This is a genomic window from Pauljensenia sp. UMB1177 (genome assembly GCF_030217965.1).
GTDB lineage: Bacteria > Actinomycetota > Actinomycetes > Actinomycetales > Actinomycetaceae > Pauljensenia > Pauljensenia turicensis_A.
The window spans coordinates 19,104-35,374 of record NZ_JASOOV010000006.1; the positions used below are offsets into that span (position 1 = coordinate 19,104).

At 56.9% G+C, this 16,271-nt stretch carries 15 protein-coding genes and 3 tRNA genes; 4 read left to right on the plus strand and 14 right to left on the minus strand.

From position 1 onward, the window contains the following. Window positions 1-6 precede the first annotated feature (6 nt). From QP442_RS07625 to QP442_RS07670, 10 genes are all read right to left on the minus strand, one after another. Window positions 7-1,008: an ABC transporter permease gene (locus QP442_RS07625; RefSeq protein WP_101628744.1), complete on the minus strand. Its 1,002-nt coding sequence runs from the start codon at window positions 1,006-1,008 to the stop codon at window positions 7-9. After that, window positions 1,005-2,525 carry a sugar ABC transporter ATP-binding protein gene (locus QP442_RS07630; protein WP_006680225.1) on the minus strand — a complete coding sequence of 507 codons (1,521 nt, stop codon included), beginning with the start codon at window positions 2,523-2,525 and terminating at the stop codon, window positions 1,005-1,007. Before QP442_RS07630 ends, QP442_RS07625 begins: the two co-directional genes overlap by 4 nt. Before the next feature lie 611 nt (window positions 2,526-3,136). Further along, window positions 3,137-3,211: transfer RNA gene (locus QP442_RS07635), tRNA-Asn, on the minus strand. Between the two features lie 214 nt (window positions 3,212-3,425). Next, the gene (gene rplL, locus QP442_RS07640) at window positions 3,426-3,806 is read right to left on the minus strand and encodes a 50S ribosomal protein L7/L12 (protein ID WP_006680226.1); all 381 of its coding nucleotides are present in this window, start codon (window positions 3,804-3,806) and stop codon (window positions 3,426-3,428) included. A gap of 90 nt (window positions 3,807-3,896) precedes the next feature. Beyond that, the gene (gene rplJ, locus QP442_RS07645; protein ID WP_006680227.1) at window positions 3,897-4,418 is read right to left on the minus strand and encodes a 50S ribosomal protein L10; all 522 of its coding nucleotides are present in this window, start codon (window positions 4,416-4,418) and stop codon (window positions 3,897-3,899) included. A gap of 347 nt (window positions 4,419-4,765) precedes the next feature. Then, window positions 4,766-5,482, minus strand: a complete 717-nt coding sequence (gene rplA, locus QP442_RS07650) for a 50S ribosomal protein L1 (protein ID WP_006680228.1) — start codon at window positions 5,480-5,482, stop codon at window positions 4,766-4,768. 68 nt (window positions 5,483-5,550) lie between these two features. Further along, window positions 5,551-5,982: a 50S ribosomal protein L11 gene (gene rplK / locus QP442_RS07655; RefSeq protein ID WP_006680229.1), complete on the minus strand. Its 432-nt coding sequence runs from the start codon at window positions 5,980-5,982 to the stop codon at window positions 5,551-5,553. A 162-nt stretch (window positions 5,983-6,144) separates the two neighbouring features. After that, the gene (gene nusG, locus QP442_RS07660) at window positions 6,145-6,900 is read right to left on the minus strand and encodes a transcription termination/antitermination protein NusG (protein ID WP_179369930.1); all 756 of its coding nucleotides are present in this window, start codon (window positions 6,898-6,900) and stop codon (window positions 6,145-6,147) included. Between the two features lie 96 nt (window positions 6,901-6,996). Continuing rightward, entirely contained in the window at window positions 6,997-7,290 is a 294-nt protein-coding gene (gene secE, locus QP442_RS07665; protein ID WP_006680231.1) for a preprotein translocase subunit SecE, read from the minus strand. A 33-nt stretch (window positions 7,291-7,323) separates the two neighbouring features. After that, window positions 7,324-7,399: transfer RNA gene (locus tag QP442_RS07670), tRNA-Trp, on the minus strand. 133 nt (window positions 7,400-7,532) lie between these two features. On the opposite strand from QP442_RS07670, the gene QP442_RS07675 reads away from it, so the two are divergent. The 3 genes from QP442_RS07675 to QP442_RS07685 all read left to right on the plus strand — a co-directional run bounded on the left by QP442_RS07675 (window position 7,533) and on the right by QP442_RS07685 (window position 10,890). After that, complete coding sequence (locus tag QP442_RS07675) at window positions 7,533-8,747, plus strand: pyridoxal phosphate-dependent aminotransferase (protein ID WP_006680232.1); 1,215 nt, start codon at window positions 7,533-7,535, stop codon at window positions 8,745-8,747. Window positions 8,748-8,932: 185 nt separating this feature from the next. Further along, window positions 8,933-9,742 carry an alpha/beta hydrolase gene (locus QP442_RS07680; protein WP_006680233.1) on the plus strand — a complete coding sequence of 270 codons (810 nt, stop codon included), beginning with the start codon at window positions 8,933-8,935 and terminating at the stop codon, window positions 9,740-9,742. Continuing rightward, window positions 9,742-10,890 (plus strand): adenosine deaminase, encoded by a 1,149-nt coding sequence (locus QP442_RS07685; RefSeq protein ID WP_285069749.1) that lies wholly within the window; start codon window positions 9,742-9,744, stop codon window positions 10,888-10,890. Before QP442_RS07680 ends, QP442_RS07685 begins: the two co-directional genes overlap by 1 nt. Before the next feature lie 41 nt (window positions 10,891-10,931). On the opposite strand, the gene QP442_RS07690 is transcribed toward QP442_RS07685, so the two are convergent. Continuing rightward, a complete protein-coding gene (locus QP442_RS07690) occupies window positions 10,932-12,062 on the minus strand; it encodes a UDP-N-acetylmuramate dehydrogenase (protein WP_442953378.1) in 1,131 nt (376 codons plus the stop codon). A 281-nt stretch (window positions 12,063-12,343) separates the two neighbouring features. On the opposite strand from QP442_RS07690, the gene QP442_RS07695 reads away from it, so the two are divergent. Then, window positions 12,344-13,297: a cation diffusion facilitator family transporter gene (locus QP442_RS07695; protein WP_179369933.1), complete on the plus strand. Its 954-nt coding sequence runs from the start codon at window positions 12,344-12,346 to the stop codon at window positions 13,295-13,297. A 27-nt stretch (window positions 13,298-13,324) separates the two neighbouring features. Here the strand turns inward: QP442_RS07695 and QP442_RS07700 are convergent. The 3 genes from QP442_RS07700 to QP442_RS07710 all read right to left on the minus strand — a co-directional run bounded on the left by QP442_RS07700 (window position 13,325) and on the right by QP442_RS07710 (window position 16,226). Then, window positions 13,325-13,397: transfer RNA gene (locus QP442_RS07700), tRNA-Thr, on the minus strand. Window positions 13,398-13,499: 102 nt separating this feature from the next. Beyond that, a complete protein-coding gene (locus tag QP442_RS07705; RefSeq protein ID WP_006680237.1) occupies window positions 13,500-14,318 on the minus strand; it encodes a DsbA family protein in 819 nt (272 codons plus the stop codon). 63 nt (window positions 14,319-14,381) lie between these two features. Further along, window positions 14,382-16,226 carry a serine/threonine-protein kinase gene (locus QP442_RS07710; RefSeq protein WP_179369936.1) on the minus strand — a complete coding sequence of 615 codons (1,845 nt, stop codon included), beginning with the start codon at window positions 16,224-16,226 and terminating at the stop codon, window positions 14,382-14,384. Window positions 16,227-16,271: the final 45 nt, after the last annotated feature.

Below are 16,271 nucleotides of genomic sequence, written 5' to 3' on the forward strand. Positions count from 1 at the left end.
GTTTTATCAGGCTGCGTTCTCGCGAGCGCGGCGGATGTTGTCAATGAAGACTGCGAGGAGAACAACGATACCGGTAACAACCAGCTGCCATTCAGAAGCAACACCCATCATCGTCAGGCCCTTCTTCAGGGTTTCCATGATGAGTGCACCAACGAATGCACCTGGGATCGATGCACGGCCACCGGAGAGTGACGTGCCACCGATAACGGTTGCTGCGATGACGTTGAGTTCGAAGCCGACGCCTTCAGCGGGCTGGACGAAGCCGAAACGTGCCGAGTAGAGGATTGCGCCGATTGCCATGAAGACACCAGCGGTGATGTAGATGATGACCTTCCAGAGGCGGACGTTCACACCGGAGAGGCGGGTTGCTTCCTCGTTCGATCCAATGGCCAGAGCGTAACGACCAAGGAGGGTCTTGTTCAGCAGGAACGCTGCAAGAATCGTCAAGAGGATGAAGATGATTGCTGCGTTCGAGATACCCGGGATGATCGAACCGGTGGACAGTGCGATGTAGCCAGGGTTTGCGATCGAGATCGTGGACTTATCGGAGATGATCAGTGCCAGACCACGAGCCACCATCATCATTGCCAGTGTTGCAATGAACGGCGGAAGACCGAGAATCGAGATGTTCAGGCCGTTGATCAGACCAACGAAAGCACCGAACAGGAGAACGAGGATAAGACCGACCCCCAGGGGCAGGTTCAGCCAGTCAGCCGACAGGAAGACACCGGCCATAACGGCGACGAGGGTCATGCCCGTACCGACCGAGAGGTCAATGCCGGATGTTGCGATAACGAACGTTGCGCCGAGAGCCATCACGCCGGTGTAGGCGGCCTGCAGAAGAATATCGGTAAAGATCTTCGGCTGCGCAAAGTTCGGGGCTGCGAACATGAAGTATGCGTAGATGATGACCAGTGCGATGATCACCATGACTAGCTGCATGTTCGATTTGAAGAAGGCTGCCACCGGGCTGGTGGACTTTTCCGCCTTAGTAGCTGCGGTGCTCACGCGAGAACTCCATTCGCTTCTTCCTGACCAACGGTGGCCAGTTCCATGATGTTTTCCTGGGTGGCGACCTCGTTGTCGAGTGTGCCGATGATGCGGCCGTGGGCCATAACTGCGATGCGGTTTGCCAGGCGCAGAACCTCAGGCAGTTCGGAGGAGATCACGATGATCGCCTTGCCCTGCTTGGCAAGAGCCTCCAGAAGTGTGTAGATTTCATCCTTCGCGCCAACATCGATGCCTCGGGTCGGTTCGTCGAAGATCAGCACGTCGGAGTCGCGGACAAGCCACTTGGCGATAACGACCTTCTGCTGGTTACCACCAGAGAGGGAACGAACTTCAGTGTGAATCGAAGGGGTACGAGTACGGAGCTTCGCGACGTATTCCTGAGCTACTGCGTCGATCTTCTTGGAGTTGATGACGCCGGCACTGGTGAATTCGCTCATCGTAGCCATTGCAGTGTTGTCTGCGATGGTCTTGTCGAGAAGAAGACCGAACTGCTTACGGTCTTCGGAGAGGTAGCCGATGCCAACCTTAACGCCGTCAGCTGCGTTGCGGATCGAGACCTTCTTACCGTTGATGTAGACATCGCCGGAAGTGTGGGGGTCAGCACCGGAGAGAGCGCGAGCAACTTCGGTACGACCTGCGCCAACGAGACCTGCGAAGCCGAAGATTTCGCCCTTCTTAACCTCGAAGGACACATCGTGGACGGCCTTCTTCGTGGACAGGTGCTCAACCTTCAGAACTGCTTCGTCAGACAGAGGCTTAGTGGTGGGGCGAGCATCAGCCGGAACCTCGCGACCAACCATGAGGCGAATAACCTCGGAGAGTTCGGTGGCCTTGGTATCGACGGTGCCGACGTACTCACCATCACGCAGAACAGAGATGCGGTCAGTGAGCTCCTTGAGCTCAGGCATACGGTGCGTGATGAAGATCAGGCCGGTTTCCGGAGTAATGAAGTTGCGAACGAGCTCGAACAGGGATTCGGTCTCAGTCGTGGTCAGAGGAGCTGTGGGCTCGTCCATGACCAGGATCTTCGTTGACTCGTAGGAAAGTGCACGGGCAATTTCAAGCATCTGCAGACGGGCAACCGTGAGGTCACGGCAGGTGTCCGCCGGGTTCAGGTCCATGTTCAGGCGCTCGAACAGCTCCTTAGCATCCTTGTTGAGCTTGCGGTCGTTGATGACCGAGCCTTTGTGGGAGCCAGCACGACCGATGTACAGGTTCTGCGCAACCGTGAGGTCTGGAATAATGTTGAGCTCTTGGTGAATGATGCTCAAACCCAGATCACGAGCATGGTTGGCGTTCTTGACATCAACCTTCTGCCCCTGGAGCCAAATCTCACCGCCCGGATCCGCCTTATGGATACCAGTGAGAACCTTCATCAGCGTCGACTTACCGGCGCCGTTCTCACCACAGAGACCCAAGATCTCGCCAGCGTTAAGGTCAAGGTCCACGTTGGACAACGCCTTGACGCCAGGGAATGTCTTTGAGATCCCCTTTAACTCAAGTAACTTTGTCACTTCTCACCCCTTGGGTACCGATCACTACAGTGTGGCCGGAGTTTGTTATCTGAAACTCGTTAGCGCTACCGAAACAAGCCCCAGGAATCGCCCTCATTGGCGTGTGATAAGCCTACGACAACTGAGAGCGCCTTTGAAATCGAAAATGACGCTCCGTTATTAAATCGTTACCGCTAACGAAAAGGACTCGCGAGATATCAACAAAAGCGCCCCGAGAGCTTTCACGCACTGACCTAACGACCATTTCAATTGGGCATATTTGCATCTCCAACCTGCAAAAATCTGTCAACAAACAGCAGATTCCGGTGGGGACGATTCACTACACACGAACGCGAGGGAGCGAGTTGCGTTCGCCCCTCCGCTAGTCAACGACGAGGCCGGGCACATCAAATAGCGACTCCCCCACAGTGCCCGAAGGCACGAGCTATAGAGGCATGAAACTGGGGATAATGCCCGAAAGTCAACACCCCTTAGAAAACAAGCCCAAAAAGCTAACTAAACCCCTCATCACAAAGCACCCTGGCCAAAACACCAAAATTAAGACACAAAAATGGGCATTAGTCCCAAGAAACTGGGGCTTCAGTGAGTAACTCACTGAAGCCCCAGTTATGTGGCTCCCGCGACTGGATTCGAACCAGTAACCGTCCGATTAACAGTCGGATGCTCTGCCGTTGAGCTACGCGGGATTGCGACCTGTTAATTATGCCGAAGTTCAACCGCTGATTGCAAATTGACTCTGCGTGGTGCGCGCCTCATTTTGAAACACAGCATAAACAGGACCTCATCAGGCAAAAACTGTCCCCCGGGAATCACTCCCAGGGGACAGTTTCAAGCGAATGAATCGCTGAAGCGTTTCTCACCTTCTATGCGCACAAAGACACGTCAGGTAAGAAGACGAAATCACTTAAGGGTGACCTTGCCGCCTGCTTCTTCGATTTCAGCCTTTGCCTTCTCAGCGTCGTCCTTCTTGGCAGCTTCGAAGATGGTCGACGGTGCGCCGTCAACAAGATCCTTGGCTTCCTTCAGGCCGAGACCGGTGAGGTTCTTGACAGCCTTGACAACTGCGATCTTCTTATCACCTGCGGACTCGAGGACAACCTCGAACTCGTCCTTTTCTTCAGCAGCTTCAGCAGCAGCCGGAGCAGCAGCAACGGCGACAGCAGCCGGAGCAGCAGCGGTGACGTCGAAGGTCTCTTCGAAGAGCTTGACGAAGTCAGAGAGCTCGATGAGGGACATTTCCTTGAAAGCTTCGATGAGCTCATCGTTGGAGAGCTTTGCCATGATTGGCATCCTTCCTAATTGGCCTGCCTTGCGAGCAGATTGTTGGTGAGTTCCACGCGGTTACGAATCGAACGCGCGGGGCCTGTCGCTTCAGGCCGCTTCGCCCTGCTGTGCACGCAGAGCATCGATGGTGCGCACCGTCTTGGACGGGAGCGCGTTGAATGCGTACGCCGCCTGCGAAATCTTCGCCTTGAGGGCGCCGGCAGTCTTGGCCAGCAGAACCTCGCGGGATTCCAGATCAGCAAGCTTCTTAACACCCTCAACGGACAGCGCTACGCCATCCATTGCGCCCGACTTCAGGACGAGCTGGGGGTTTTCCTTGGCAAAATCACGCAGCGTCTTGGCAGCCTCAACAGGCTCACCGGTGACGAAAGCAATAGCGGTCGGACCCTTCAGGTCCTCAGCGAGGAAGCCGAGGCCGACTTCCTGTGCCGCCAGCCTTGCCAGCGTGTTCTTCACCACGGCGTAGCTCGCGTTTTCGCCCAGTCCGCGACGCAGCTGCTTGAGCTGGCCAACGGTCAGGCCGCGATACTCAGTGAGCAGGACAGCGTCAGACGCGCGGAAACGTTCCACGAGTTCGGCAACTGCTGCTACCTTGTCAGACCTCGCCATGGTCCTCCTTCCAGATAAGTGACCACCGAGTAATGAAAAAGCCCGACACGTAGGTTCGTGTCGGGCATAAATATCCGGTGTAGTCATTGCTGACTAGTCACTCACCTACGTCGACAGCTTTCGCATTTCATCTCAGTTTCCTGAGAAACCGACGGTCTTCGGCAGTGACCAGACTAGCAGGATGGGGTGAAGCAAATCCAGTCGCGACGATGTGCAGTAGGGCACGCAGACCTCAATACTCACTCACACAACCCATGAACATAAAACGTGAGTGGGCTTGATTGGTGTTTAAGCCAATCAAGCCCACTCATACGTCAATGTTTCATTCCCCTACAGGGAGTTCAACATCAGGAAGCGTCAGCAGTTGCGACGTTCTTCGTCTTCGTGGCATCGAGCGGGATGCCCGGGCCCATCGTGGTGGAGACGGTTGCCTTCGAGATGTAGCGCCCCTTGGCGGAAGCCGGCTTCAGACGAAGGATTTCGTCCAGGACAGCGCCGTAGTTCTCGGCGAGCTGTTCTGCGGTGAAGGAGGACTTGCCAACAATGAACGCAAGGTTCGAGTGCTTGTCGACGCGGAACTCAATACGACCACCCTTGATCTCCTTGATCGCCTTCGCGACGTCCATGGTGACCGTGCCGGTCTTCGGGTTCGGCATCAAACCACGCGGGCCGAGGACGCGACCGAGGCGACCAACCTTGCCCATGAGGTCCGGGGTTGCAACGGCGACATCAAAGTCGGTGTAGCCCTTAGCAACCTTTTCGATGAGCTCGTCGCCACCGACCTCGTCAGCACCAGCGTCGATTGCATCCTGCGCACGCTCACCAACAGCGAAGACCAAGACCCGGGAGGTCTTGCCGGTGCCGTGAGGCAGCGAGACGGTGCCACGCACCATCTGGTCAGCCTTGCGAGGATCAACACCCAGTCGGAAGACGACCTCGACGGTCGAATCGAACTTGGTGACGGTGGTCTCCTTGGCCAGCTTCATGGCCTCGAGAGGGGTGTAGAGAATGTCCGCGTGAATCTTTTCAGCCGCGGCGCGGTAGCTCTTGGAGCGCTTAGTCATTCTGCTTCTTCTCCTTGCAGTTGTGGGTTCCGGGCAGCGCATGCCCTACCACGGGAAATAGTTTGGGGTCAGCCTTCGACGACGATGCCCATGGAGCGGGCGGTGCCGGCGATGATCTTGGCTGCAGCTTCGATGTCGTTCGCGTTGAGGTCGACCATCTTTGCCTGTCCAATTTCGCGAGCCTGGTCCATAGTGATGGAGCCAACCTTCACAGTGTTCGGGGTGCCGGAGCCCTTCTGGAGGCCAGCGGCCTTCTTGATCATTTCGGAAGCCGGCGGAGTCTTCAGAACGAAGGTGAACGTACGGTCTTCATAAACGGTGATTTCAACCGGAACGATCGAACCACGCTGCGACTCAGTTGCAGCGTTGTAGGCCTTCGTGAACTCAACGATGTTCACACCGTGCTGGCCCAGTGCAGGACCAACCGGAGGTGCAGGGGTTGCGGCGCCGGCTGCGATCTGAAGCTTGATCAGGCCGGTGACCTTCTTCTTCGGTGCCATATTTCGGGTCTTTCTTGTTCAATTACCAGAAGAACGGAATTCCTTCTGGTTGCATGTAGAGGCAGGGCGCTGAAGGCGCACTGAACCCACTACACACGAAGTGCAATGCTATCGCGCACCCGCCCATGTTCCCAAGTTCGGGTGCGCGACTTCACTCTTTGGTCAGTCTTCGCGCTTGGCAACCTGGTCGAAACCAAGTTCAAGCGGAGTCTCGCGTTCGAAGATCATGACGAGAACCTTGAGCTTCTCGGTCTCGGGCGAGATCTCGGAAATAGTCGCTTCCAGCGACTCGAACGGACCATCGATGACGGTGACGATCTCGCCAACCTCGAAGGCCACGCGGATCTCTTCCTTGACCTGAGCCACGGCAGGGACCTGCGGGCCAGCTTCTTCAAGGATGTTGTACTTCAGCAGATCAACGACCTCATCGATGCTGAGCGGAACCGGGTTGTGCTGGTCTCCAACGAAGCCGGTAATAGCCGGGGTGTCCTTGACCATGCGGTACGACTCTTCATCAAAGTCCATGCAGACGACGACATAGCCAGGAATACGAACGTGGCGAACACGCTTCTTCACCGAACCACGGAACTCGGTGATGTACTCATCCGGAACCTCGACGCGGAAGACCTTATCGGTCATGTTCTGGCTTTGAACGCGTTGTTCAAGGTTCGCCTTCACCTTGCGCTCGTGACCGGAGTAGGTGTGCAAGACGTACCAGTCACCGGGGATCATCATGATCTCGTTGCGGAACTTTTCGAGGGGATCAATGTCGCCAGATTCTTCGCCAGATTCAGCTTCTTCAGCTTCAACCGGCTGCTCAACGCTTCCGGCTTCTTCTTCCGCCGCTTCAGCGGGGTTTTCGGTCAGTTCAGCCTGGGCGGCCTCGTCGATTTCGACAGGCAGATTCTCTTCACTCACGCGTTCCTCCTGGGTGCTAGTTTCCTAGCAGAAAATTGAGTGCCGAAGGCTAGAAGAAACCCGCCTGCAGTATCTGCGGGCGGGTTCGCATCAGCTTCAGCTGAATATCAGTGCGTTCAGTTTACCGAATCCAAGATCCAAAAGACCAGTGAAAGCCATGATTACGGCCACAAAAACGACCACGACAACGAAGTAGGTCCACGTTTCAGAACCACTCGGGTAGACGACCTTCTTCATTTCTTCAATCACTTGAAGGAAGAAAGTCCACATCCTCACGAAAATATTCGGCTTCTTCTGAGCCTCTTTTTCGTGGGAGTCACGGGACGGCGTAGCGCCAGACTTCGTGCGATCTGTTTTCGCTGGCATGTGTGATGCCGTTGCGTCAGCCACGGAACCCCTCCTGAATTCGTGCCCAGAATATAGTGGCAGGGCAGGCGGGACTCGAACCCACAACCGCCGGTTTTGGAGACCGGTGCGCTACCAATTGCGCCACTGCCCTACTGCACGCCGTAGAACGTGCGGGAACGAGTTTATGGAAAATCTCTTCAACTGTCCAACTGGGGAGTGTCGCAAACTGCTTGATATTCGGAATTAGACTACCGAACAGCCCCATTTAATGCGACGATAGTCCTATGAGCACAACACCTCGATCGCGCGTCAGCGCACGCTTTTCCGCTATCACCCCTTCAGCCACTCTCGCGGTTGACGCGAAAGCGAAAGCCCTGAAGGCTGCGGGTCGTCCCGTCATCGGCTTCGGCGCAGGTGAGCCGGACTTCCCCACCCCTGACAATATTGTCGAGGCCGCCGTCCGCGCAGCGCGCGAGCCGGCGATGCACCGCTACACTCCGGCGGCCGGCCTTCCAGCTTTGCGCGAAGCAATTGCCGCAAAGACTCTGCGCGATTCCGGCTACGAAGTTGATCCGTTGCAGGTGCTGGTCACCAATGGCGGTAAGCAGGCCGTATTCCAGGCTTTCGCTTCCATTTTGGATCCGGGGGACGAGGCTCTTCTTCCGACCCCCTACTGGACGACCTATCCGGAAGTCATCAAGCTTGCCGGCGGTGTCACGGTTCCCGTTTTCGCTGGTGCCGATCAGAATTACAAGGTAACCGTCGAACAGCTCGAAGCTGCTCGTACGGAAAAGACGAAGCTTCTATTGCACTGCTCACCCTCGAATCCGACCGGCGCTGTTTACACTCCTGCAGAAGCTCGCGCGATTGGCGAATGGGCTCTTGAACACGGCATTTGGATTATCACCGACGAAATCTACGAGCACTTGCTCTATGAAGATGCCGAGCCGGCTCATATGGTGAAGCTTCTTCCAGAGCTTGCCAATCAGACCATCGTGTTGAACGGTGTGGCGAAGACCTACGCAATGACCGGCTGGCGTGTTGGTTGGATGATCGCTCCGACTGACATTGTGAAGGCTGCAACCTCGTTCCAATCACATTTGACCTCGAACGTATCGAATATGGCTCAGCGTGCAGCCTTGGAAGCTGTCACTGGCCCTCTCGACGCTGTTCATTCCATGCGTGAGGCATTCGACCGCAGGCGCAAGACCATGATCTCGATGCTTTCCCAAATCGACGGCCTCGATGTTCCGACCCCGAAGGGCGCGTTCTACGCCTACCCGAACGTCGAGGGCATTCTGGGTCGCGAAATCCGTGGCAAGGTCCCCACAACGTCGGCTGAGCTTGCCGACCTGATCCTCGAAGAGGTCGAGGTTGCTGTGGTGCCCGGCGAAGCGTTCGGCCCATCTGGCTTCATTCGTCTCTCCTACGCCCTGTCTGACGGCGACCTTGTTGAAGGTGTCGGCCGCATTCAGGAGCTTCTGGCGCAAGCGCACTGAGGCCAGGCCTTACTAGCACCTCCCCAGGACAGGACCTCGCGCCCAGGATCTCGAACCCACACAGTGTCTGTATTCTGTTCACGCTTGGCATGTCTGGACGAACGGACGGCTCTGAGAACCGCACAGGTTCTCAGAGCCGTCCCGTATTCTGCACACACTGCCTTCCACCTGCCACAATAGAGTGCATGAATATCCAGTATCGTTCCGCGTCAACGCTCGCCCCGAAGGGCACCGTCTTGCTCTGCCACGGATATGCCGAGCACTCGGGCCGTTTTCTTCCCCTGCAAGACGAACTTATTGAAGCTGGATACGACATCGCGTTCTACGATCACTATGCTCACGGCACATCCCCAGGCCCACGTTCGCAGGTTGATGTTGGACGCCTGATCAAAGACCATCTAGACGCTCGACGCATTGTGCTGGCGCACGCACGCACATCAGACCTCTTCCTCTTTGGTCATTCCATGGGTGGTTTGGTTACCGCCGCATCGCTTCTTCTGAACCCCTCGAACGTGAACGGTGCGATCTTGACGGGCCCAGCATTCCGCCCGCTTCCTCCGTTGCCGGCTGGCGTGGCTCGCTTACTGCTTCCGCTTGCGCGCGTTTTCCCCGCTTTGACGGCGCAGAAGCCTCGCTCAGCAGATGACCCTTCCGTCCTCTCTCGCGACCCCAGAGTCCAAGAAGCGTTCGATGCTGATCCACTCAACTACACGGGTGGCGTTCCTCTGATCACGGGGGCAACAATGATCACTCAGGGCGACCTTGTCCTGAAGAATGCTCACCGCGCCAGGACTCCTATGCTGATCCTTCACGGAAACGCAGATAAGTTGGCATCGTTGAACGCTTCAAAGACTTTCGTTCAGAACGCACTGGCATCACACCCTGATGCTGATATTCACCTACGAATCATTGATGGCGCGTACCATGAGGTCCTCAACGAACCCGAGGGTCCAGGCCTGATTAAAGACATCGTCGCCTGGCTGGACAGGCACTGATGTCCCAGTTCGTCGCCTCGTCGCCTATCCACCGATTCACTGACCAGGCCAAACGCGCACGCCCAACCCAACCGAATCTGACTGCCCCGGCGCACCAAACATCTGGTCGACGCGATTTATCGCGCCTACCGAAAGCGCATCTGCACCTGCATTTCACTGGAGCAATGCGCCCGCAGACTCTGATTGACCTGGCCAATGAGCAGGGCGTTCGCTTGCCCAGCCACCTTCTGGCCATCGACCCGTTAAAAGTCCCCGCCGACGGACGAGGCTGGTTCCGCTTCCAACGTTCCTACGATTCTGCGCGTCATCTGGTGCGCTCAGAATCCGCCATGCGACGCATCGTCCGCGAAGCTGTAGAAGACGACGCGAAAGAGGGCTCGGTTCGCCTTGAAATGCAGGTGGATCCGACCTCTTACGCCCCGTGGGTTGGTGGCATCACTCCGGCCCTCGAAATCATCCTTGACGAGGCCCGACAGGCGTGGCGCGATACGGGCGTGGAAGTGGGAATTATCGTTGCCGCATCGCGTATCCGACATCCTCTTGATGCCCGAATTCTGGCACGATTAGCCGCGCAATATGCTGGCGAGGGTCCGGGCACGGTCGTCGGTTTCGGCTTATCGAATGATGAACGCGTGGGCACAACCAGCGAGTTTGGCGCGGCCTTCGGCATCGCACGGCGCGCAGGACTGGCTTCTCTTCCCCACGGTGGTGAACTGCTAGGACCCGAGTCGGTACGCAATGTTGTCACCGCGCTCAACCCGGCACGACTCGGCCACGGCGTGCGTACGACGGAAGATCCAGACCTGCTTCGCAGGCTCATTGACGAAGGCGTTGCTTTCGAAGTCTGCCCGACCTCAAACGTCCATTTGGGGGTCTACCAGGACTTTTCACACGTTCCCCTGCCCGTTTTTATGAAATACGGGGCAACGGTGGCACTGGGCGCAGATGACCCGCTGTTATTCCGTTCGCGACTGATCCAACAGTACGCACGAGCACGCGACACCTTTAGTCTGTCCGATCAACAGATCGCAGACTTGGCTTCTCAGTCAATCAACGCTTCCCTGGCATCAAGCGCTTCGAAGAACCAATGGCACGCCCACATTCAGGCGTGGCTCAACACACCCCCATACGACGGTCACAACGACTAAGCGGGAGCCTCGCAAGCCGTCGGGAAAGGCAGAAGCGGACGCTACCAGCTGATCCCAACCGTGACGGGCTCGGGAACCAAGGTGATGCCGAATTTTTCTTGAACGCCGGCGCGAACCGCGAGCGCAAGCTCGACGACCTCATCGCTGGTGGCATCCCCGCGGTTGGTCAGGGCAAGAACGTGTTTCGTTGACAGCGAGGCGCCGTTTTCGCGCGCTCCATCCACTGCCCAGCCTTTCGTGAAGCCCGCGTGGTCGATCAACCATGCAGCTGACGTTTTCATCATGCCATTTCCGGCGTCAAAGCGTGGGGCCTCGGGTGGGAGCGTGGCAACGGTTTCGGCATCGACGATGGGGTTCGTGAAGAAGGAGCCAGCACTCCACGAATCGTGATCGTTGGGGTCGAGCACCATACCCTTTGACGTGCGCAACTCAAGGACAGTATCACGCACACGCTGAGCATTCGCGCTCTGCCCTTGTTCAATGCTCAAGCGATTCGCGAGTTCGCGGTACAGGACGGGCGCGGACTGATCGGAGATTGTGAGGCGGAACGTGGCTTCGAGGACAACCCAACGCCCGGTCGGACCCCATATACGTCCCTGGTCGTCACCTTCGCGGACTGAGCGCTTAATAATCGACTCACGGTAGACGAGATCCAGTTCAGATGCATTCAAGCGCTTCTCGCACTGTTCACCGCGATCCCAGACGTCAACGTAGGCAAGCGTGTCAGAGATCTCGTGACCGTAGGCTCCAACGTTTTGAACAGGCGCAGCTCCGACGGTTCCGGGGATGCCGGACAGGGCTTCGATGCCCGAGAGGCCTTCGGCAAGGGTCCACTGGACGAATTCGTCCCAGACGGTGCCAGCAGTCGCCGTGACGAGAACGGTGTCATCTGAGCTCTCATAACGAGTGATCTGCTGACGCCCATCTTTAACGACAATGCCTTCGAATGGGGCATCGGAGGCAAGAGTGTTTGAGCCACCCCCGATCATCAGAATCGGGAACTCACCCTTGTCTGCGCTGTCAAAGGCTGCAATCAGATCGGAACGTGAATCGGCAAGAATATAGGTAGCGACCGGACCCCCAACGTGGAAGGTCGTCAGTTCTTTCAGCGTCGTCATTGCCATTAAAGCTCCCTTATCAATTACTGCCTCTATCCTACGGCCAGGTACCACCCACTAGTCTTCGGCAGGCTCGATTCCACGCTTGAGACACATGGACTCACTCAACCGAAAACGCAGTGGTCACATCACGGTCATATTTTCATTAAAACCGTCTACGAGAGCCTCTCACTCACACACAAGCGACCTTTTTCCCAAGAAAGAACAAAGCAACTAAGGTATGACTTAGTTAGATGCACACCTCTTGGCTCCGTTCGACTTTTCCGTACCTTATGCGCTGGTACAGATGATGGATTCACGAGGGCGTGCTCGATTAATTCGACGACAGGATGGTCATGCAGCACGAGAACGAGCACGCTCATCACCACGATGACACTCACGGTCACACACATAGTCACGGGGCGAATGCGTCACGCACACGCCTTGCGATCGCACTTGGCATCACCGCATTCATTCTGGTGAGCGAAGTTGTCGTCGCAATCCTGACCGATTCACTGGCTCTTCTTGCCGATGCCGGTCACATGACAGCGGATTCTGCGGGCCTCGTATTGGCACTTGTTGTCGCCCACCTGGCTCATAAACCTGCGACCGACCGCTCAACGTGGGGGTTGCGTCGCGCCGAGATTATCGGCGCGGCTATCCAGGCTGGCGGGCTCGCCGTTATCGGCATCATCGTTGCCGTTCGCGCCACGATAAACCTCGTCAACCCGCCCCAGATCGAATCTGGCGGAATGCTCATCATGGGCGTTATTGGTTTGGTCGCGAACGTCGCATCCCTGCTGGTTCTCATGGGTGGTCGTGAAGCGAACCTCAATATGCGCGCCGCTTTCTTGGAGGTGACGAACGACGCCCTAGGGTCGATCGGCGTTATCGTCGCTGCCGCGGTTATCCATTACACCAACTGGACCCGAGCGGACGCCCTCGCTTCCCTGTTGATCGTCGTACTCATCTTCCCAAGGGCAGCACTTCTGCTTCGTAGCGCCGGCATGGTTCTGATGGGATTTACTCCCGAGAACCTCGACCTTGCCGAGGTGCGCGATCACATGCTCCGCATCGAAGGCGTCGAAGCAATCCACGACCTGCACGCGTGGACCGTCGCGTCGGCTATGCCCGTCCTGACAGCACACATCATCATCAGCGAAGAGGCTTTCCAGGCCGGCAGAAGCGAGCAGATTCTTGACCGCCTACAAAACTGCGTCGCCAAGCACTTCCCCGTTGAAATTAAACACTCCACATTCCAGCTTGAGACTGCCGAACACCTGGTCCACGAGCAGATTGAGTGCTCATAAAACCTTAAGACAAAAGGGTGTAACGAGAGCCGCCTATCGGACTCGAACCGATGACCTGCTGTTTACAAGACAGCTGCTCTACCAACTGAGCTAAGGCGGCTTCGACAATTCAACGAATCGTCATCACATAGTGTGCCATGAAGAACGGGGTCCCGACCAATCGGCCGCGACCCCGCACTTCACGTTTGTCAGTTCTTCGAACTCATCTCAGGCCAAGTCCTGAACGCAAGGACGCCATGATCGAAGCAGAATCAGAGCCCGACAACGTCAGCAGGTCCGTATGATCCTTAATGAACTCCGGTGTGCCTTTCGACTCACGGTTCGTGAAATTCGCGTTGCTCCACGTGTCGGTGGCGGTTGTCAGATAGTCGGTGACCGCGTTCACGGGCAGGGACGAAACCACGTCAGAGGAAACACCCACCTGAGAAGCGATCGTCTTCACCTGTTCCCAGGACTTCGTCGCATCCTGAATCACCGTACCGTTACCAGCCTTGAACTGGCCAGCAAAGTACGCCATCAGCCCCTGGTGAAGAGCCCCCCAGTGCTCAGGATCCCGCTGAGCAACAATCAGCGAAGCAGAGGTAGCGGCATTCGCGTATTCCATGCCGACCGTCCTCACGGGCTGGAACTCAATGTTGTATTCGCCATTGTCAGCGCCTGCGATCAAGTCTTCGCCAATCAGAACCTCAAGATTCGCGCAGTGGTGGCACGAGTAGTCGAAGTATTCGGTAACGGTCGGAAGAGAGTCATCAACCTGGCCGACACCAAGATGCGAGTAACGAATCGGCTGACCCGACGCGTAGTCACCCAAGTAATCACTGGGGTTCGCGCTCTGCGCTTCATTCTTTGCAGAAAGCTGCTGAGAAATAATCACACCAACGGTCGCAATCACTGCGATAACGATGACTGTAACGACTGCGATGATGATCGAACGTGTGCGACGCTCAGCCTTTTCCTGCGCTTCGCGCATCTGCTGAGCTTTCGCGCGCACGGAGGTATCCGTTACCTTCTTGCCTGCCATGGTTTTCCTTTCACAGGTCACATCTTTAAGGCAACCCTACCTAGCGCTAGGCACGTATGCAGTTCAGAGCGCGCCTCCGGTGACGAGGAACCATGTGGCACCTACCACGCCAACAGCAAGGAGGCCAGCAATCGCACGCACCCACACTGGGCCCAGCAGTCGCCTGACCGCAATGCTGGTTCCAACTCTCAGATCGGAAGAGGTTGGCATCAACCACGCTGAAACGATGGTCGCCAGGACAACGATCCACACGCCGATCGAGCCAATCGGTTCGGTCACTAACGGGTCGAGCGTCGCATTCGGATCGGATGCCAGAACAATGTCCAGTAGACGCATCCACTGTCCGCTTCCGCCGTGAGCAACCGTGTAGAGATTCCAGGCAAGATACGGGACGATTCCACCGATAGTCATCCCAAACACCACCTGCACCAGAGCGCGAATAAGGAGCAGTGGCGACGAGGCCACGGTCGCAGCGGTATCACTGGATCGCGCAATGCCAGCCCGAACACGGCGGTTTTCTCTATGTCGATGGAACGCGCCACCAAACGCCATGAAAAACATGAGCACGATGACCGTAGCAGTCCCCATCACTCCTGCGAACATGGGGATAAGAGCAAGTGGCATCGCAATGATGCACCCGAAGATCCACACGATTCTGGGAAGGTCAGCTTCATATCCCAGATCCTCATACGGGTCATCGACATCGAATTCATCCGACCCCGGAGCCGTCCACTGACCCGGAACCGCCACCGCATGAGGATCTACGTATCCGCCGACGGCCTGCCCATACATGCCAGCAGGTGCGCCATTCGGGTAGGTCAGCGGTTGAAAGTCCGCGGTGTTGCTGACCGTTTGCCCCATTCCCAGTTGGGGAATTGACGAGGCCGCGCTCCCCACATTCCACTCATCAGTTTCAGGGCGCGGAAGGAGCCTCGTCGATGGGTGAAGCGGAGAATCCCCAAACTGAACAGTTTCGTCGTTATTGGACCACGCCAGCATCCCTGACGAGGAGGCGACAACGCGGGGCTCATCTGCGACAACGGGGCGGACAGCGGAAACGTAGGGGTTCGCGAAGGCAGCGCTCCAGTCAAGCTGGTTGATCGACATGACGTCGCCGGGAAAACCGTAAAGTTCGACTAACGTTGCGACGACCTCGTCGGGTTCGGGGCGAGAATTCACGTCCGGAGACAGAGCCTGGTGAATGATCTGCGCAAATGAGAGCGGAAGTCCCTCAGTGTCCGGCTCGCCCGTCAGAACACGAGCAATAATCGCCTGAACATCGCCCGTGCCGTACGGAGGACGCCCGGTCGCAAGCGAGAGCAGGGTCGCCGACCACGCCCACCAGTCTGAATCATCGTCGGCCGGGCGAGCACGCAACAGCTCTGGAGCCGTGTAACCGGCAGTACCTGAAACCAGACCGGTGCGAGTGAAATGCTCATCCGCTTCACTCATTGCGATCCCGAAGTCAATCAGAATCGGGCCGTGCGGAGAACAAATAACATTCGATGGCTTGATATCGCGGTGAACGATCCGCGCGTCATGGACAGCCATCAATGTGCGCGCGAGACTGGCTGCAATCGCCGCGATCAACTCCGGCGCAAGCGGCTGGCCATTCATCAACGAGGCCAACGTCGGGCCCTCTACATATTCAGTCGCAATGAAGGGCTGCGAGGCATCGGTTTCAATGTCAACGACGTGGGCAACCCTGGCGGAGCGAACCGAATTCACGGTCGCAGCTTCACGTTGCAGGCGACGGCGAGATTCTTCGTCGGCGGCCAAAGCAGGGTGCACAAGCTTGAGGGCAACTCGATCGCCGCCCTCGTCCTCTGCAAGCCACACGGTACCCGCGCCACCCGTACCCAGCTGGGATACGAGCGTGTAGCCACCGATCTGATCGCCTTCATTCACCCGTTCAGATTACAAGGAGCCATGGGCAGATCGATTGAACAAACT